General features: G+C 65.4%; 18 protein-coding genes. 10 read left to right on the plus strand and 8 right to left on the minus strand.

Annotation, left to right across the window (positions count from 1 at the left end; translation table 11 throughout):
• The 4 genes from JQ617_RS00005 to flaF all read left to right on the plus strand — a co-directional run.
• Positions 1-693: flagellin (locus tag JQ617_RS00005; RefSeq protein ID WP_283842026.1), on the plus strand; the 693-nt coding region annotated here is incomplete at its 5' end.
• Between the two features lie 327 nt (positions 694-1,020).
• Positions 1,021-3,318 carry a DUF1522 domain-containing protein gene (locus JQ617_RS00010; RefSeq protein WP_212023529.1) on the plus strand — a complete coding sequence of 766 codons (2,298 nt, stop codon included), beginning with the start codon at positions 1,021-1,023 and terminating at the stop codon, positions 3,316-3,318.
• A gap of 219 nt (positions 3,319-3,537) precedes the next feature.
• Positions 3,538-5,829, plus strand: coding sequence for a DUF1522 domain-containing protein (locus tag JQ617_RS00015; protein WP_212023530.1), 2,292 nt, complete (start codon positions 3,538-3,540; stop codon positions 5,827-5,829).
• 295 nt (positions 5,830-6,124) lie between these two features.
• Positions 6,125-6,493 carry a flagellar biosynthesis regulator FlaF gene (flaF, locus tag JQ617_RS00020; protein WP_063682345.1) on the plus strand — a complete coding sequence of 123 codons (369 nt, stop codon included), beginning with the start codon at positions 6,125-6,127 and terminating at the stop codon, positions 6,491-6,493.
• A 135-nt stretch (positions 6,494-6,628) separates the two neighbouring features.
• Here flaF and JQ617_RS00025 read toward each other — a convergent pair whose 3' ends face one another.
• From JQ617_RS00025 to JQ617_RS00040, 4 genes are all read right to left on the minus strand, one after another.
• Entirely contained in the window at positions 6,629-6,991 is a 363-nt protein-coding gene (locus tag JQ617_RS00025; protein WP_063682346.1) for a hypothetical protein, read from the minus strand.
• Positions 6,992-7,150: 159 nt separating this feature from the next.
• Entirely contained in the window at positions 7,151-7,648 is a 498-nt protein-coding gene (locus tag JQ617_RS00030; protein ID WP_212023531.1) for a hypothetical protein, read from the minus strand.
• An 11-nt stretch (positions 7,649-7,659) separates the two neighbouring features.
• Positions 7,660-8,034: a flagellar assembly peptidoglycan hydrolase FlgJ gene (flgJ, locus tag JQ617_RS00035; protein ID WP_063682348.1), complete on the minus strand. Its 375-nt coding sequence runs from the start codon at positions 8,032-8,034 to the stop codon at positions 7,660-7,662.
• Positions 8,034-9,158, minus strand: a complete 1,125-nt coding sequence (locus tag JQ617_RS00040) for a flagellar basal body P-ring protein FlgI (protein ID WP_063682349.1) — start codon at positions 9,156-9,158, stop codon at positions 8,034-8,036. The genes flgJ and JQ617_RS00040 overlap by 1 nt, the downstream gene beginning before the upstream one ends.
• Positions 9,159-9,428: 270 nt before the next feature.
• Between JQ617_RS00040 and JQ617_RS00045 the strand changes: the two genes are divergently transcribed.
• Positions 9,429-9,842, plus strand: a complete 414-nt coding sequence (locus JQ617_RS00045; protein WP_063682350.1) for a flagellar assembly protein FliX — start codon at positions 9,429-9,431, stop codon at positions 9,840-9,842.
• A gap of 186 nt (positions 9,843-10,028) precedes the next feature.
• On the opposite strand, the gene JQ617_RS00050 is transcribed toward JQ617_RS00045, so the two are convergent.
• The gene (locus tag JQ617_RS00050) at positions 10,029-10,400 is read right to left on the minus strand and encodes a winged helix-turn-helix transcriptional regulator (RefSeq protein WP_063682351.1); all 372 of its coding nucleotides are present in this window, start codon (positions 10,398-10,400) and stop codon (positions 10,029-10,031) included.
• Between the two features lie 155 nt (positions 10,401-10,555).
• On the opposite strand from JQ617_RS00050, the gene JQ617_RS00055 reads away from it, so the two are divergent.
• Together JQ617_RS00055 and dksA are read left to right on the plus strand one after the other, a co-directional pair.
• Entirely contained in the window at positions 10,556-11,167 is a 612-nt protein-coding gene (locus tag JQ617_RS00055; RefSeq protein WP_212023532.1) for an NAD(P)-dependent oxidoreductase, read from the plus strand.
• 216 nt (positions 11,168-11,383) lie between these two features.
• Positions 11,384-11,749, plus strand: a complete 366-nt coding sequence (dksA, locus tag JQ617_RS00060) for an RNA polymerase-binding protein DksA (protein WP_008554760.1) — start codon at positions 11,384-11,386, stop codon at positions 11,747-11,749.
• Between the two features lie 283 nt (positions 11,750-12,032).
• On the opposite strand, the gene JQ617_RS00065 is transcribed toward dksA, so the two are convergent.
• The gene (locus tag JQ617_RS00065; protein ID WP_212023533.1) at positions 12,033-12,431 is read right to left on the minus strand and encodes a winged helix-turn-helix transcriptional regulator; all 399 of its coding nucleotides are present in this window, start codon (positions 12,429-12,431) and stop codon (positions 12,033-12,035) included.
• A gap of 93 nt (positions 12,432-12,524) precedes the next feature.
• On the opposite strand from JQ617_RS00065, the gene JQ617_RS00070 reads away from it, so the two are divergent.
• The 3 genes from JQ617_RS00070 (at position 12,525) to JQ617_RS00080 (ending at position 16,053) form a co-directional block, all read left to right on the plus strand.
• On the plus strand, positions 12,525-13,553 hold the full coding sequence (locus tag JQ617_RS00070; RefSeq protein ID WP_212023534.1) for an SDR family oxidoreductase: 1,029 nt from the start codon (positions 12,525-12,527) through the stop codon (positions 13,551-13,553).
• An 83-nt stretch (positions 13,554-13,636) separates the two neighbouring features.
• On the plus strand, positions 13,637-14,416 hold the full coding sequence (locus JQ617_RS00075; protein ID WP_212023535.1) for a 2-keto-4-pentenoate hydratase: 780 nt from the start codon (positions 13,637-13,639) through the stop codon (positions 14,414-14,416).
• Positions 14,417-14,892: 476 nt separating this feature from the next.
• On the plus strand, positions 14,893-16,053 hold the full coding sequence (locus JQ617_RS00080) for a PcfJ domain-containing protein (RefSeq protein ID WP_212023536.1): 1,161 nt from the start codon (positions 14,893-14,895) through the stop codon (positions 16,051-16,053).
• Positions 16,054-16,185: 132 nt separating this feature from the next.
• Here the strand turns inward: JQ617_RS00080 and flgH are convergent, their stop codons facing one another.
• Together flgH and flgA are read right to left on the minus strand one after the other, a co-directional pair.
• Complete coding sequence (gene flgH / locus JQ617_RS00085; RefSeq protein WP_212023537.1) at positions 16,186-16,947, minus strand: flagellar basal body L-ring protein FlgH; 762 nt, start codon at positions 16,945-16,947, stop codon at positions 16,186-16,188.
• Positions 16,948-16,950: 3 nt separating this feature from the next.
• Entirely contained in the window at positions 16,951-18,090 is a 1,140-nt protein-coding gene (flgA, locus tag JQ617_RS00090; RefSeq protein WP_212025923.1) for a flagellar basal body P-ring formation chaperone FlgA, read from the minus strand.
• Positions 18,091-18,100: the final 10 nt, after the last annotated feature.

Here is an 18,100-nt window from a genome sequence, read left to right on the forward strand (position 1 = left end):
CAGCTCCAGGCCAACAACCTGACTGCGACGATCGACGCCAACGGCCTGCTGACCGTTTCGACCACCAACGACTACGCATCCTCGACCATCGGCTCGAGCACCGCAGGTGGTTCGATCGGCGGTACGCTGACCACGTCGCTGACGTTCTCGACGGCTTCCAGCCCCGTCCAGGACTCGGTTGCCCAGACCTCGCGTGCCAATCTGGTCAACCAGTACAACAACATCCTCCAGCAGATCGACTCGACTGCGCAGGACTCCTCGTTCAACGGCGTCAACCTCTTGAACGGCGACCAGCTCAAGCTGGTGTTCGACGAGACCGGCAAGTCGAACCTCAGCATCACCGGTGTGACCTACAACTCCAAGGGTCTGGGCCTCGCTGCGCTGACCGGTGGTGTCGACTTCATCGACAACGCCGCCACCAACAAGGTGCTGACCAACCTCAACTCGGCCTCGAGCACGCTGCGCTCGGAAGCTTCGAGCCTCGGCTCGAACCTGACGATTGTGCAGGTTCGTCAGGACTTCAACAAGAACCTGATCAACGTGCTGCAGACCGGTTCGTCCAACCTGACGCTGGCCGACACCAACGTCGAAGCGGCGAACAGCCAGGCGCTGTCGACCCGTCAGTCGATCGCGGTCTCCGCGCTGTCGCTGGCCAACCAGTCGCAGCAGAGCGTGCTGCAGCTGCTCCGCTAAGTCGCGGACGACATCGCAAGCAAGATCCGGCGGCGGGGCTTCGGCCCCGCCGCTTTCTTTTTACGGCGGCATCGGAGACGGAGGACGCGGGGAGCGATCGAAAAAGTAACCAGCGGTTATGGTTAATGGAGAGTAAGCGGGAAGAATCGCCAACGATTTCAGACTGATTGGGTCGCCGGCCAGCGCGTCGCAATGGTTTATGGTGAACCGGCGCTTATAGGGGCGATGTTCGCTTCACGCTTTGTTAGCCATGTCAGCGCACCCTCAGGGCGTCACTCGATCCAGAAGCGATCGAACGAAGACGCGTAAGCCAGAAGGGTAAGAGTCATGTCCGGTATTGTTCTCTCTGCGTCGGTTCGTCAGAACCTGCTCTCTCTCCAGTCCACCGCCGATCTTCTCGCCACCACACAGAACCGTCTGTCGACCGGCAAGAGCGTCAATTCGGCCCTGGACAATCCCACCAACTTCTTCACCGCCCAGTCGCTCGACAACCGCGCCAGCGACATCAACAACCTGCTCGATGGCATCGCCAACGGCGTGCAGGTGCTGCAGGCTGCCAATACCGGCCTGACCTCGCTGCAGAAGCTGATCGACTCCGCGAAGTCGATCGCCAACCAGGCGCTGCAGACCACCGTCGGTTACTCCACCAAGTCCAACGTCTCCACCACCATCGCGGGTGCGACGGCGGCCGATCTGCGCGGCACCACGAGCTTCGCCAGCGCAACCGCAAGCAGCAACGTGCTCTATAACGGCACGGCCGGCGGCACCACGGCGGCGAACGGCACCACGACGCTCGGCGCCACCATCGGTGCCTTCACGGGCACGGCGGCAACGACCGGCGCGGGCGGCACCACGCTCCTCGGCGGCACCATCACCCTGATCGCCACCAACGGCACGAGCGCCAGCGGCCTTGCCGGCGTCGCCCAGCCCGCCGACGGCGACACGCTGACCGTGAACGGCAAGACCATCACGTTCCGCGCCGGCCTCGCGCCGGCCACGACCGCGCTTCCGGCCGGTTCGGGCCTGAGCGCCAACGGCCACCTCGTCACCGACGGTAGCGGCAACACCACCGTCTATCTGGGCAGCACCGGCACGGCGTCGACGCTTGCGACCGCCGACGATCTCTTGACCGCGATCGATCTGGCCAGCGGCGTGGATACGGCGTCCATCACCGCAGGTGCTGCGACGATCACCAACAGCGTCAACCAGACGCCGTCGAGCATTGCCGGTACCGGCAAGGTGACCCTGCAAAGCTCGACCGGTGCGGATCTGAGCGTCACCGGCAAGGCGGACCTGCTCAATGCACTCGGCCTGACGACGTCTTCCGGTGCGGGCAATGCGACCATCAATGTCCCCCGGACCACGAGCGCGGCCTCGCTGGGGGCGACGATCACGGACGGTTCGACGTTGAATGTCGACGGCCACGTCATCACCTTCAAGAACGCGCCGACCCCGGGCTCGACCGGTGCGCCGGCCGTTCCGAGCGGATATGGTTCGAGCGGCGCAGTCGTCACCGACGGTAACGGCAACTCGACGGTCTACCTGCAGTCCGGCACGGTCAACGACGTGCTGAAGGCGATCGACCTTGCCACCGGCGTGCAGACCGCGACGATCAACGCCAACGGCACCGCGACGCTGGCGACCGCGACCGGCCAGTCGAACTCGACCATCAATACGTCGGGTCAGCTCAAGATCTCGACCGGCATCAATGCCGATCTGTCGATCACGGGCACCGGCAACGCACTCAACGTGTTCGGTCTCGCCGGTAACACCGGGACCGCGACCGCGTTTGCCGCATCACGGACCTCCGGCGTCGGCGGCATCGCCGGCAAGACCTTGACCTTCTCCTCCTTCAACGGCGGCACGGCGGTCAACGTCACCTTCGGCGACGGCACCAACGGCACGGTCAAGACGCTCGATCAGCTCAACACCAAGCTCCAGGCCAACAACCTTGCTGCGACGATCGACGCCAACGGCCTGCTGACCATCACCGCGTCCAACGACTACGCATCCTCGACGCTCGGCTCGATTGCGGCGGGCGGCGTGATCGGCGGCACGCTCACTTCGGCGCTGACCTTCTCGACGGCTTCCAACCCCGTCCAGGATGGCGTTGCCCAGACGGCGCGTGCGAACCTGGTGTCCCAGTACAACAACATCCTGAACCAGATCGACACGACCTCGCAGGACTCCTCGTTCAACGGCGTCAACCTGCTCAACGGCGACCAGCTCAAGCTGGTGTTCGACGAGACCGGCAAGTCGAGCCTGAACATCACCGGCGTGACCTACAACTCGAAGGGTCTGGGCCTCGCCTCGCTGACCGTCGGCGTCGACTTCATCGACAACGCCGCCGCCAACCGGGTGCTGACCAACCTGAACGCCGCCTCGAGCACGCTGCGCTCGGAGGCCTCGAGCCTCGGCTCGAACCTCTCGGTGGTGCAGATCCGTCAGGACTTCAACAAGAACCTGATCAACGTGCTGCAGACCGGCTCGTCCAACCTGACCCTGGCCGACACCAACGTCGAAGCCGCCAACAGCCAGGCGCTCTCGACCCGCCAGTCCATCGCGGTCTCCGCGCTGTCGCTGGCCAACACCTCGCAGCAGAGCGTGCTCCAGCTGCTCCGCTAATAAGCAACTGAAATTACTAGAGAAAATCGGGCGGCGGGGCGATTTGCCCCGCCGCTCTTTTTTGCGTCCGGAGGCGGGCAGGGGCGTTCACCGGCCATTAACCGTATCCCTTAAACCGCCGTTAACCATACTTTAAAGGACACCTCCTAAAACTGGACGAAAGCCCGCTCTCCAGACCGCGCGGCCGATTCGTATCCGGTTCAAGAGGAAGTCTCGCCAATGTCCAACATCGTTCTCTCGGCGTCAGTTCGCCAGAACCTGTTGTCGCTGCAGTCGACGGCCGACTTGCTGGCCACGACGCAGGAACGGCTGTCGACCGGCAAGAAGGTCAACACGGCGCTCGACAATCCCACCAACTTCTTCACGGCGCAGGGGCTGGACAACCGGGCGAGCGACATCAGCAACCTCCTGGACGGCATCAACAACGGTGTCCAGGTGCTGCAGGCAGCCAATACCGGCATCACCTCGCTGCAGAAGCTGATCGACAGCGCGAAATCGATCGCCAACCAGGCGCTGCAGACCACGGTCGGCTACTCCACCAAGTCGAACGTCTCCACCACGATTCCCGGCGCGACGCCCGCCGATTTGCGCGGCACGACCTCCTATGCCAGCGCGACCGCCAAGAGCAACGTGCTCTACACCGGCGCACCCGGTGGCGTGACCCCGGTGACGGGCACCGCCGCGCTCGGCGCGTCGCTGGGCTCGAGCGCCGGCACCTTCGCCGGAACCGGAGCGGTCGCCGCCGACGGCACCACCGCACTGTCCGGCACCGCCACGCTGCTCGGCACCACGGCCTCCACCACCTTCGGTACGCCGCCTGCGGACGGTGACACCATCACGGTGAACGGCAAGACCATCACCTTCCGCACCGGCATCGCTCCGACCACCCAGCCGACTGGCTGGGGTCTCGATGCCAGCGGGCACATCGCCACCGACGGCAACGGCAATTCGATCGTCTATGAGGGCACGCCGACCGCGCCCGGCGCGACCGTCAACGACGTTCTTACCGCGATCGACCTCGCCAGCGGTGTCAAGACCGCGACGATCAGCGCGAGCGCGGCGACCATCGCCGTCAGCGGCTCGGCCGGTCCTGTCGGCACGCTTCAGGTGGCATCTTCCGCCACGGCGGGCGCGGTGACGCTGAAGAGCTCGACTGGTGCCGATCTGAGCGTGACGGGCAAGGCCGACTTCCTCAAGGCGCTCGGCCTGACCTCGGCGACCGGCGCCGGCAACGCCACCGTCACCGCCAACCGGTCGACCACCGCCGGCTCGCTCGGCTCGCTGGTGCAGGACGGCTCGACGCTCAACATCGACGGCCACACCATCACGTTCAAGAACGCCCAGACGCCGCAATCGGCGGCGAGCGTGGCCAACGGCTTTGGCGTCAGCGGCAACGTCGTCACCGACGGCAACGGCAACTCGACCGTCTACATCCAGAGCGCGACGCTGACCGACCTCCTGAACTCGATCGACCTTGCCACCGGCGTCAAGACCGCCAGCATCTTCAACGGCGCGGCGAACATCACGACCACGCCGGGCCAGATCCCGTCGTCGGTGAACTCCAGCGGCCAGCTCTCGCTCTCGACCGGCGTCAACGCCGACCTCTCGATCACCGGCACCGGCAACGCGCTCAGCGCCTTCGGCCTCAGCGGCAACACGGGCACGGCGACCGCCTTCACCGCGGCGCGCACCTCGGGCGTCGGCGGCATCAGCGGCAAGACGCTGACCTTCACCTCCTTCAACGGCGGCACGCCCGTCAACGTCACCTTCGGCGACGGCACCAACGGCACCGTCAAGACGCTCGACCAGCTCAACGCGCAGCTTCAGGCCAACCACCTGACCGCGACGATCGACGCCAACGGCGTGCTGACGGTGACCACCGTCAACGAATACGCCTCCTCGACGCTCGGTTCGACCACCGCCGGCGGCACGGTCGGCGGCACCATCACCGGTGTGCTGGCCTTCACCACGGCGCAGCCGCCGGTCCAGGATCCCGTCGCGCAGACCGCGCGCTCGAACCTGGTCAACCAGTTCAACAACATCCTCCAGCAGATCGACACGACCTCGCAGGACTCCTCCTTCAACGGCGTCAACCTGCTCAACGGCGATACGCTCAAGCTCGTTTTCAACGAGACCGGCAGCTCGACGCTCAGCATCAACGGCGTGGTGTTCAACGCGGCCGGCCTCGGCCTCAGTAACCTCGTCAACGGCGTCGACTTCATCGACAACGGCGCCACCAACAAGGTGCTGGCCAGCCTGAATGCCGCCTCGAGCACGCTGCGCTCGGAAGGCTCCTCGCTCGGTTCGAACCTCTCGATCGTGCAGGTGCGTCAAGACTTCTCCAAGAACCTGATCAACGTGCTGCAGACCGGCTCGTCCAACCTGACGCTCGCCGACACCAACGAGGAAGCGGCCAACAGCCAGGCGCTGTCGACCCGCCAGTCGATCGCGGTGTCCGCACTGTCGCTGGCGAACCAGTCGCAGCAGAGCGTGCTGCAGCTGCTCCGCTAGTTCGCAGCGCAGGATCTTTGAAGCAGATAGCGCGGCGGGGCTAAAGCTCCGCCGTTCTTTTGAGGGAGATCGCTAAGACAAGATTAGCTGAGATCGACGCGCATCACGCGAAGCGAGTTTACATCGTGCGTGCGTGCATCTAGCGTTTGTGCTGACGAAGAAACCCCGCGACCCGTAATAATCCGGGGTGCTTCCAAGCACACACGTAAGCAAATCTTAAGCGGTGCTGCCTAGGGTTGGGAAAGAAATCCTTAAGCGCGTTCAACGGGCTAGGTAAACTTCCAGGGTGTGATTGATGTCGAATTCCGCTGCCTCGGCTTATGCGCGTGTTGCAACAACCACCGCATCTCCTCGCGACATCGAGGCGCAGACCCTGCTCAAGGCCGCCAACAAGCTCCAGGACGCGATCAACAGTGCCGATCCGTTCAGCGAGCAGACCACGCAGGCTTTGATGTTCAACCGCAAGCTCTGGACGATCTTCCTGAGCGAAGCCATGCGCGACAGCAATCCGCAGCCGATCGACGTCCGGCAGAAGATCGCCAACATCAGCGTTTTCGTCCTGAGCCAGACCGCGGCGCTGCAGATGAGCCCGCAGTTCGATCACTTCCGTCCGCTGATCGAGATCAACCGCAACATCGCCGCGGGTCTGTCCGGCCGTCCGTGATGCGGCCCGTCATGGCCCGCATCGTCAGCGCCCCGTCGACGGCAAACTCATCCAGCATCGGGAATTTCGCGCGCAGCATCGCTGTGAGTGAGCGCCGGCGCGTCCAGCGCCGTCGTCACGCATCATGGCCGATCGTCAGGCGCTGAGGTCCGTATTGAGCGGACGCGAGGGCTTCGACTTCATGTCTTCCGCATGGAAATAGGCCCGCCGGCGCAGCATCGCTTCGTCGGGGAACTGGTTGACCACCGCATCGGTCTTGTCGTTGACGACCTGGAAGACGAAGGATGCGGCTGCCTGGTCGAACACGACCTGCCGCGAGATGTTTTCGTTCTTGTTCGGCAAATCATTGCGGACAGGCGCGCTGGCATCGCTCGCGGCGACCGTCTGGCTCACGGGCAAATCGGTTTGCACGGCATCGTTCGCCGCCGAATTCGACGTCGTTACGATCTGTACGGGGGCCGGTATCCCCACCGGCCTGATGCTGAAATCTGTACTCATGGCAGCCTCCTGGTTGCCTCACGTGAGTCAAATCCCAACCCCTCTCAATACGCAACCATGGAACACCAGGCCTGAAGACCCGGTAAGTAAACGTGCCTAACCGCACGGCGACAACGCCGCGCGGTTTTTTCTAAAATTGTAGCTGGTTTTCGCGCGGGCTCAGAGCGAGCGGCTGACCGCGAGCGGCGTGATGTGGCGTGGGCCCGGAGCGGCGCGACGTCCCGCGGCGGTGTAGGTGTTCGGCACGTTGCGCTTCTGGATCTCGGCATTGACGCCGCGCACCACGCTTTCGGAGACCGCGTGCGCGGTCGCAAGCACGGTGAGATTGACCTGGAGCATCGCGCGGAACGCATCATGGTGGCGATGCAGCGTCGAGAGCAGCTCCGGCGCGGACTTCGCGAGCTGGGTCTGGTTCGCCTTGAGCTGGCTGACCGCGCCGACATAGTTGCGCGACAGCTCCTGCTTCTTGCTCTCCAGCGTCATCGCTTCGCGGACCTTGCCGGCGCGCACGAGCTCGGTCTCGCGTTCGATCAGGGCGAGCAGGGCGTTCATCGCATCCATCAGATCTTCGGCGAGCTTGCGTGCTTCGGCGCTGCCGGGCGCGGTGCCCGGGCGCTGCGCTTGCATCGGCTGACGTGAGGCGTTGAACTGGTTCATCTCGTTGGACCTTATGCCGTACGAAGAGTGGTTTTCGCCTGCTGGATGATCAGGGTACGGTAGACGTCGCGCGCAACGCCGACGCCGCCGGCATTGGCGAAGTTCTTGGAATATTGCTCGGTCAGCATCGAGCGCCACACGCCGGTACCGGGCGTGCTGCCGAACGGGCCATCGCCCTTCAGGCCCGACGTCATCTGCGAGAACATGCTGTTGAGGAACATCGCCTCGAAGTCGGTGGCGGTCTTCTGCGCCTTCGCCTGCTGCTGCGGCGCGACCTTCTGCAGGGCGGCGGCGAGCTCGAAGTCGGGCCGGCCGTTGCGGCTCTCGACGGAGAAGGCCGGGGAGTAGGTCGTGAGGTGCGGGGTGTTGATCGTGCTCGTCTGCATCACATCACCTCGATGTCGGCTTCGATCGCGCCGGCGGCCTTGATCGCCTGCAGGATGCTGATCATGTCGCGGGGACCGATGCCGAGGCCGTTGAGGCCGTCGACGAGCTGCTGCAGCGAGACGCCGTCCTTGACCAGCGCCAGCTTCCTGCCGTCCTCGGTGACGCTGACGCTGCTGCGCGGCGCCACCACGGTGCGGCCGCGGGACAGCGGGTTGGGCTGGCTCACCTGCGGGCTCTCGGAGATCGTGACGGTGAGATTGCCCTGGGCGACAGCAACGGTGGCGACGCGGACGTCGCGGCCCATCACGATGATGCCGCTGCGTTCGTCGATGATGATCTTGGCGGCGAGATCGGGGTCGACCTGGAGCTGCTCGATCTCGGTGAGGAAGGCAACGACGTTGCCCTTGAACTCCGGCGGGACCGACAACTGCACCGTCGAGGGATCGATCGGCTCGGCCGTCTTGACGCCGAGATAGTCGTTGACCGCCGCCGCGATGCGCTTGGCGGTGGTGAAGTCGGCGTTGCGCAGCGCCAGGCGGACGTTCGGCAGGCGATTGAGCGCGAACTCGATCTCGCGCTCGATGATGGCGCCGTTGGCGATGCGCCCCACGGTCGGCACGCCGCGCACGATCTTGGCGGCCTCGCCCTCGGCCTGGAAGCCCGAGATCGCGAGCGAGCCCTGCGCCACCGCGTAGACATTGCCGTCGGCGCCGAGGAGGGGGGTGACGAGCAGCGTGCCGCCCTGCAGGTTCTTGGCATCGCCGAGTGCGGAGACGGTGACGTCCATCCGCGTGCCCTGGGTGGCGAAGGCCGGCAGATTGCCTGTTACCATCACGGCCGCGACGTTGCCGGTACGGATGGTCGCGCCGCGGATGTTGACGCCCATGCGCTCGAGCATCGCCTGCAGCGACTGCTTGGTGAAGGGGATGTTGTTGAGCGTGTCGCCGGTGCCGTTGAGGCCGACGACGAGGCCGTAGCCGATGAGCTGGTTCTGCCGCACGCCTTCGATATTGGCGAGGTCCTTGATGCGCGAGGTCGCGGCCGCCGACGTCACGGACAGCGCCAGCGCAGACAGCGCAGCGCAGGCCACCCCAACAATCCTCACCCAACGAACGCCTGGCATCCTCTGCTCCCCGAGGCTCCTTAAATCTCGGACCAAACCCCACACTCCCATGTCGAGCTGGTCCGGCGCTTTCCTTGCGAGGGCTGTGCCAACGCGGGGCAGGGGGCTTACGCGGTTGAATAGGTTGAATAAATCTGTTTTGACCGGCGTTAGCGGGCATTGTCCGTGAGGAGCGAAACTGCCGCCTGTCGGCAGATTTTGCCGGGCTGTTTACGGCTCGTTAACCATAAAACGGCGAATGTGGCGCATCGATCACCCGGATTCCTTCCGATGCGCATCTACGGACCGAACGGCACCACGCTTGGGACGCCCGCCAGCCAGGCCCGGCGAACCGGCTCCGGCACCTTCGTGCTGCCCGACACCTCCTCGGCGCAGGAGACGCGAAGCGCCGCCGCACCGAAGGCCGCCGCCAACATCGACGCGCTGCTCGCATTGCAGGGTGTCGAGGAAGATCCGGTCGAGCGCCGCAAGCGCTCGGTCGCCCGCGGCAAGACTGCGCTCGACGTGCTCGACGAACTCAAGATGGGCCTGTTGTCCGGCAATCTCGACACATCGACCGTGTTGCGGCTGCGCGATGCCGCGGCGAATTTGAAATCGTCCTCGGGCGATCCTGGCCTCGACTCCGTGCTCTCGGAGATCGAGTTGCGCGTCGAGGTCGAGCTGGCGAAGGCCGGGCAGGCCTAGTCGTTATCCGCGCCTTAGTTATCCGTCACCCTGAGGTGCTCGCCACTTCGGCTAGCCTCGAAGGGCGACGGCCCCCGCTGCAACATCTCGGCCGTACATCCTTCGAGGCTCTCAGCACGGTGCTGCGCACCGCGCTGCTCGCACCTCAGGATGACGGGGCTATTGTGAACTTTCTTCGCACGCCCCCTACGCCGCCTCTTCCTTCAGCTGCGCGTCGTAGCGGCGCTGGGCGGCGAGCACGTCTTTCAGGTTTTCCTCGGCCCAATCGCGCAGCGGATCGACCGCTGCCGCGAGCGTCACGCCGAGCTGCGTGATCGAATATTCCACCGTCACGGGAACGGTTGCGATGGCGCGGCGGCGGATCAGGCCGTCGCGTTCGAGTGACTTGAGAACCTGGCTCAGCATCTTCTGCGAAATGCCTTCAATCGTGCGGCGCAACTGATTGAAGCGCATCGGCTCTTCACGCAGCAGCAAGAGGATCAGCACCGCCCATTTGTCGCCGACGCGGTCGAGGATCTGGCGCGTAGGGCAATTCGCTGCATAGACGTCGGGCTTCATGTCGGGGTCCTCGATCCATTCCGGCGCCTGCGCGCCGGTTTCGCTCTGCCGGTTACTCCAGCGTAATCAGGTAAGCACAAAGTGCTCTCTTAACACCAGCATTCTTTGCGATATCTAGTAACTGTTAGTTACTACTCAAGCAAAGGAACCTTCCAATGAAAATCGCAGTTGCCGGCGCCTCGGGCCGGGCCGGGTCGGAGATCACCAAGGAGCTGTCTCGCCGGGGTCACGTGGTCACCGCCATTGCCCGGAACCCGGAGAAGATCGCGGCCCTGCCGAACGTCACGCCGACCAAGGGCGACGTGCTCGACCAGGCGGGCTTGACCAGGCTGTGGGCCGGCCACGACGTCGCCGTGAGTTCCGTGCACTTCCTGGCCAGCGACCCGCAGAAGCTGATCGGCGCCGCCAAGGCGTCCGGGGTGGGCCGTTACCTCGTGGTCGGCGGCGCCGGCAGCCTCGAAGTCGCCCCGGGCGTGAAACTGGTCACGACTCCCAATTTCCCGGCCCAGTACAAGGCCGAGGCGGAGGCGGGCGGTGCCTTCCTGGATCTGCTGCGGCAGGAAAAGGAGCTGAACTGGACCTTCATCTCGCCCTCGGCGCTGTTCATCGAGGGGGAACGCACCGGCAAGTTCCGGCTCGGGACCGATCAGCTTCTCGCAGATGCGAACGGCAAGAGCTGGATCAGCTTCGCCGACTACGCCATCGCGCTCGCCGACGAGATCGAGCGGCCGGCCCATCAAAAGCGGCGTTTCACGGTCGGATACTAGGCCTTCGGCCGCGCCCCGGGTCCTCCAGGATAAACCTTCCTGTGCAAGGGCTTGGGGCGGGCAGCCGGGCGATGAGGACAATATTGTCTGTCACAGGAGGCCGCTATATAACGCCCCGCTCAACGGACCCCGTTCCGTTTGCGAGTCGTTGCTTAGACAGATAGGCCGCCCTTGGAAAAGTTGAAAAACTACCGACCGACCGAAAAAGAGCCTTTCATGAACGACCGGCAGAAGGAGTACTTCCGTTTGAAGCTCCTCGCCTGGAAGGATGAGATCCTCAAAGAGTCCAAGCTCACCCTGCAGGCCCTGCAGGAGGAGAACGTGAACCACCCCGATCTTGCCGATCGGGCATCGTCCGAAACCGACCGCGCCATCGAACTCCGCGCCCGCGACCGCCAGCGCAAGTTGATCGCCAAGATCGACGCCGCGCTCCAGCGTATCGAGGACAACACCTACGGGTATTGCGAGGACACCGGCGAGCCGATCTCGTTGAAGCGGCTCGAAGCCCGGCCCATCGCGACGCTCTCGGTGGAAGCGCAGGAGCGCCACGAGAAACGCGAGAAGGTCTATCGCGACGAATAGAGCCCGAGCCGCAGCGATGCGGCTCTTTGTTTTTGGACGCCAAGGCGCCGTTCCGCGCCGTGATCGGCATTTTGCCTGTCGCCTGCCTCCGCGCGCCTCGATGCGCGGGCGCAATCGCGAAAAGTGAATCGCGATCAATGGGCTAGACTCGACTCCTCCGAGCTCACGTGAGTTCGGATGAGAAACAGCCTTCACTTCAGGTGCGGAAGATTTTGCGAGTCGCATCAACGAGATCGACTCGGATGCTGAGAGGCGGATCCAGCGGCATCAAGCAACGCTGCAATCAGGCTTCTGGCGACGCCGCGAGGCGCGCGTCCCCATAAAGCCTCGACCAGCTCAATATTTCCTTAAACGCCGGCAACAGGCCGTAGGCCGCGTCCGTCAGCTCGTACTCGACCCTTAGGGGTTTCTCCGCAAAGGCGGTTCGGGACACCAGCCCGTCCTGCTCGAGCTCGCGCAGTTGCGTGGTCAGCATGTGCTGGGTGACGCCGCCGATCGCGCGCCGCAACGCGCCGAAGCGGACCGCCCCATTCATCAGCGCGAACAGGATCTCCAGTTTCCACTTGCCGCCGAGCGCATGGATCGCGCGCTTGAAGTCGGCGAGCAGGGCGGGGTCGGGGCTGCAATCGCAGTTGCCGTCGCAGGGGCTGGTCAGGTTTTCCATACCGGTCTCGAAATCCATTCTACTTGTCCCCTGGGAGATAGTGACCAGATGCGGCCTTGAGCAGGGCGGCGGAACTCATTCGTGGACCTGCGCAACGAGGGGAATTTTGCAATGAGCACTGTGCTGGTCACCGGCGGGTCGGGCTTCGTCGGCATCCATGTCATCCTGCAGCTTCTGGCCGCCGGCCACACGGTGCGGACGACGGTGCGGCGGCCGGACCGGCGCGACGACGTGCTGGCCATGTTGCGCGAGGGCGGGGCGGCTGCGCCGGAGGGCCTGGCCTTCTTTACCGCCGACCTGACCCGGGATGACGGCTGGAAGGAGGCGGTCACGGGCTGCGACTACGTTCTCCATGTCGCCTCGCCGCTGTCGACCAGTGTTCCCAAGGATGAGAACGAGATGATCATTCCGGCCCGCGACGGCACGCTGCGGGTGCTGCGCGCCGCGCGCGAGGCCGGCGTCAAGCGGGTGGTCATCACCTCGTCGCTGGGCGCGATCGGCTACGGCCACCCGCCGCGCGAAAAGCCGTTCGACGAGACCGACTGGACCAATCTCACAGGCACCGACGTGCAGCCCTACATCAAGTCCAAGACCCTGGCCGAGCGGGCGGCCTGGGATTTCGTCGCGCGCGAGGGCGGCGGGCTCGAATTGTCGGTGGTCAATCCCGCCGGCATTTTCGGTCCCGTGCTGGGGCCGGACTTCTCCGGCTCGATCGAGATCGTCAAATCGCTGCTGGACGGCGCCATGCCGGCGGTGCCGCGGGTCTATTTCGGCGTGGTGGATGTCCGCGATGTCGCCGACCTGCATTTGCGGGCGATGACGGCGCCCGAGGCGAAGGGCGAGCGCTTCATCGCGGTGTCCGGCGAGACGATGTCGATTCTCGACATCGGCAAGGTGCTGCGGCGGGAACTGGGGCCGGCCGCGCGCCGGGTTCCGCGGCTCCAGGCCCCGGACTGGCTGGTGCGGCTGGCCGCGAACCGGATTCCACTGCTGCGCGCGGTCGTGCCGATGCTCGGACGGGTTAGGCACTCCACCAGCGCCAAGGCGCGGTCGCTGCTCGGCTGGCAGCCCCGCTCCAACGATGAAGCGATCCTCGCCACCGCCGAGAGCCTGATCCGGCTTGGTCTCGTCAAGCGGTAAGGCTGCCCGCCGCCCGCGCTTGTCAGGCCGGGGCGGGGATGCTGAACTGCGTCCTCGATTGCGTAGCGTGGGAGGCGGCGCCGATGGACAAAATTCTCGAAGCCGCAAAGGCGATCGCGCTGGCGCGACGCAACCATGCGCCGCTGGCCGTCCTCGAGGTTCCGCCGGCCGACGAGGCCGAGGGCTACCAGGTCCAGCGCGCGCTGCACGACCTGATGCTGCCGCATGCCGGGCCGCTGGTCGGTTACAAGATCGGCTGCACCAGCCAGGTGATGCAGGAGTATATCGGTATCCCGCATCCGTGCGCCGGCGGCGTGTTCCAGAAGGGCGTGCACGACAGCGGTGCGAAGCTCGCAGCCTCCAAATATGTCCGCGTCGGCGTCGAGTGCGAGATCGCGGTGCGGCTCAAGCGCGACCTTGCCGCCGGCGAGGCGCCGTTCACCGCCGAATGGGTCGGCGAGGCCGTCGAGTCCTACCATCCGGCGATCGAGATCGTCGACGACCGCTACGTGAAGTGGGAGACGATGGGTGCCCCGACCCTGATCGCCGACGATTTCTTCGCCGCCGGCTGCGTGCTGGGGCCGTCCGTGCCGCGCTCGTCGGTGCCGGACTTGAAGGCGGTGAAGGGCCGCGCCATCGTCAACGGCGAGGAAGTCAGCCACGGCACCGGCGCCGACGTGCTCGGCCATCCCCACAATGCACTCGCCTGGCTCGCCAACCATCTCGCCGCGGACGGCAAGGGGCTGCATGCCGGACAGCTCGTTCTCACCGGGAGCCTGGTGAAGACGCTGTGGCTGAAGGCCGGCGACAAGGTGCGGATGGAGCTGGACGGGCTCGGCGTCGTCGAAGCGGAGTTCAAGTGAGGACGCTGCGGCATTCTCCGCTGTCATTCCCCGCGAAGGCGGGGAATCCAGTACGCCGCCCGTATCGATTTAACCACTGACGTCTCGGAGTACTGGATCGTCCGCCTTCGCGGACGATGACAGTGGGGGCGGGGTGAATGCTATGTCCTTGTCCACGTCATTGCGAGCGCAGCGAAGCAATCCGGAATCTTTCCGCGGCGGCAGTCTGGATTGCTTCGCTGCGCTCGCAATGACGGGATATGCGGCCGCAGCGTTGCCAAAATGTCGCGAGCCTCTCTCGTGATGTGCTGTTTCCGTCGCCATCGGACAGAGACATCTTGCGCCCGTCGTGGATCGGGTCTATGAGCCCCGTCCCATTCAACCTGTACGTTCAACAATGAGGAGACCAGCCGTGAGTCCTTTGTGGCGATCGACACGTTCCGTGCCGACGCTCTCAGTGCGTCCGGCTGACAGTCATCCAATCATGTTGAACGACAATGGCACATTCATTGATTCAGCGCCGGCAGGAGGCCGCGCGCGCGCGGGTTGAAGCCTACGAGCTGTCGCTGCGACACGTGTCGCAGCGGACGCGTCCTCCGCCGGATTTCGAGACCGCGATCAAGGAGGCCAGGCGTGGCTTCGAGGCTGACGTCGTGCGCGACGGCGAGGCCTGGAAGCCGCGGCTGAAGACTCGCGATGCCGCGCGTCTTCGCCTGGGTGCTGCCCGCCACCTCTTTGCGCGCTATCCCGTCGCCGAGCATCTGGAGCAGATCTGGATCGACAGTGCGGGACTGGGCATACACGAGATCGTGTTGCGCAAGCGCTGGTACATCGTGGCGGCCGGTGGCGGTTCGCTCTACGGCGCCGGTGCGAGCGAGTGGCTGTCGCGCAAGGAGGTCCATGCGTTCCTCAATCCGCTGGGGAAGGTCGGCTTCGAGGCTGCGATCTGGCAGGCGATTGCGCGAACCTACGCGAACGATCCCATCGTTGCGATGCAGATCGCACGCACTGGGATCACGCAGACGCCGCGCGCTGAACATGGCTTCTGGCGCGAGGTGGTGCGCTTCTTCTGCGCGCATCCGGCTACGGTCGAGGAGATGGACGATCTCCGCGATTACCTCCAGGCTTGCCATCGGCGCGATCCGGAGTTCAGCCTGAAGGGACGTTCGCTGGCCTCGCTCGGCCGGCTGATGCGCGAATGGCATCGCGATCTCGAAGCGATCGCTCGCATCGAGGCGGCGCGCCGTCGCGCGGAGGCTGCGCGGAACCGCGCGCGCGGCATGACGGCGGCCCCCGTCGATGACAGCTGGCCGGGGGCGGCGATCGCGGACTGGTCATGGAGTCCATCGTCCAGGGTTCGAGGCAAGCGCGGGGAGTATGTCGTGGTTCAACTGCGGACCGCGGCCGATCTCGTGGCTGAGACGCGGAGCATGCGCCACTGCGTCGCCACCTACGCGACGAAGTGCATTGCCGGGCATGCGTCGATCTGGTCGCTCCGCCGCCGCGCAGCGGGTGCTCCGGACCGGCTGCTGACGATCGAACTCGATCGTCGTAGCCGGGCGGTCCAGGTTCGTGGGTTCGCGAACCGTGTGCCGCATCCCGAGGAGTGCAAGATCCTAGAGCGGTGGGCGCAAGCCCGCGGGATCGAGCTGCTCTAGAAGAAGCCTGCGCCGCCACGGCGGCGCAGGCAGAATACATGCGGCCCTCGCCAGGGGAGCTAGCGAGGGCCGCGTAGTACACCGTCGTTCGCGCCTAGGTTCGCGAACACGATGTGGGAGCTCGGGAGAAGGTTAGAAGGGCAGCAGCACGTCCATGACCTGCTGGCCGTAGCGCGGTTGCTGCACGTCCATGATCTGGCCACGGCCGCCATAGGCGATGCGGGCCTGCGCGATCTTGCTGGAATCGATGGTGTTGTCGCTCTGGATGTCTTCGGGGCGGACGATGCCGGCGACCACGAGCTCGCGGATCTCGTAGTTGACGCGGATCTCCTGCTTGCCCTCGACCACGAGGTTGCCGTTCGGCAGCACCTGGGTGACCACCGCGGCGACGTTGGTCTGCAAGGCTTCCGTGCGGTTGACCGAGCCCTTGCCGTCGCTGGAGGCGGTGGAGTCGGCGGTCAGGATGCGGCCGGGCAGGATCTTGTTGGCCTGGGTGATGGTCTTGGATCCGATGAAGTCGGTGATGCCGGAATCTTCCGAATTGGTGCGGCTGCGCTGGGTCTCGTTGGAGAGGTTGGCCTTGTCGGTGATGTTCACGGACACGGTGAGGAGGTCGCCGATCTGATGGGCGCGCTGGTCCTTGAAGAACGCGCGGCTGCCGCTGCGCCACAGCGAGTTCGGATTGTAGGAGGCAACTTCCGGCTTCGGCATCGGCATCTGCACCGGCTTGTAGCCGGGCTGCGTCGTCGGATTGTCGATCGCGGACAGTTTCGGCTGTTCGCCGATCTGCGACAGGCGGTCGATCGAGGAGCAGCCACCCAGCGCGCAAGAGGCCAGCAGCAGGGCGGAGATCGCGATGCGACGAAGACGGGAAGCCGAACTGAACGAGGACATGACTTACTCTGACTTGGCTGGAGCTTGCGAGGCGCGAACTTGCGGGATCTGGGCTTGGGCGACTTGAGCGGGCGAGGCGGGGGGCACGACCAGGCTGCGGACGATGGCTGCGGTGTCGACCGGCGCGGGCGCTTCGTCGCGCTTGAGCGAGGAGGTCTGCTCGACCGCCGGCGCCATCGGCACGGACGCGCTGGCACCCTGCACGGTGATCTGGCCGCGGCCGGTGACGACGCCGCTCAGCGTGCGCTTGGATTGCAGGTTCAGCACCGAGACGGTGTCGCCTTCGGCGCCGCTCTCGACCGCCTTGCCGCGCGTGGTGAGGTAGAGGCCGGGCACCTGGTAGATGATGGTGACGGCCTGGTCGCGCTGCACGAAGTCGGGCTTGACGATGTCGGCGACGCGGATCGGCGTGCCCGCCCGCATCGGCCGGCGCAGCTGCATGCCGACGCTGCGATCGCGCGAGGCGGGCTCGCCGGTGACTTCGGCCTTTGGCCGCCGTTCCAGCGAGATGTCCGAGGACTTCAGCATGTCGGCGCGGTCGATGTCGCGCGTCAGCACGGCGACTTCCACGGTCTCGATCGCGGTGCCGGTGAGGCGCAGCTTGGTCGGCGTCGGGTTGTTGTCGTTGCCGATCTCGAAGGCGATGTCGAAGCGGCCGCCGCGTGCATCGTAGCGGGTAGCGACCGGCAGCAGGGCGCCGGTGTTGGAGGCATCGAGCCGCATGTCGGAGACGCCGCGGTCGAAGGTGACGGTGATGTTGGCGGCATCGCCGAGGCCGAAGCGGCGCTCGAGCGCGAAGGCCACCGCATTCTCGAGGTCCTTGTTGGCGAGCGTGCGGGCGAGGCGGGTGACCTGGACTTCCCTGATGTCGCCGGTCATCACGCCGATCACCTGCTTGGCGCGCAGCACGCCGAGGACCTGGGCGACCGGCAGCGCGCCGGTGGTGCCGAGATCGGGCGAGCGGTAGACCGGGATCAGCGCGGCCGAGCCGGCATTGTCGATGAGATCGCCGACCCGAACCACGTCCGAGGTCACGGTGACGTTGGCGCGCAGCGTCGGCGCCGCGATGCCGTCGTCGGCGGCCCGTGCCGGCAGTGCCAGCAGCAGCAGAGCTGAGATCGTGGCGAGTGTGGTGCGGATCATCGTCATTGCT

Source organism: Bradyrhizobium sp. KB893862 SZCCT0404 (assembly GCF_018130885.1).
Classification (GTDB): domain Bacteria; phylum Pseudomonadota; class Alphaproteobacteria; order Rhizobiales; family Xanthobacteraceae; genus Bradyrhizobium; species Bradyrhizobium stylosanthis.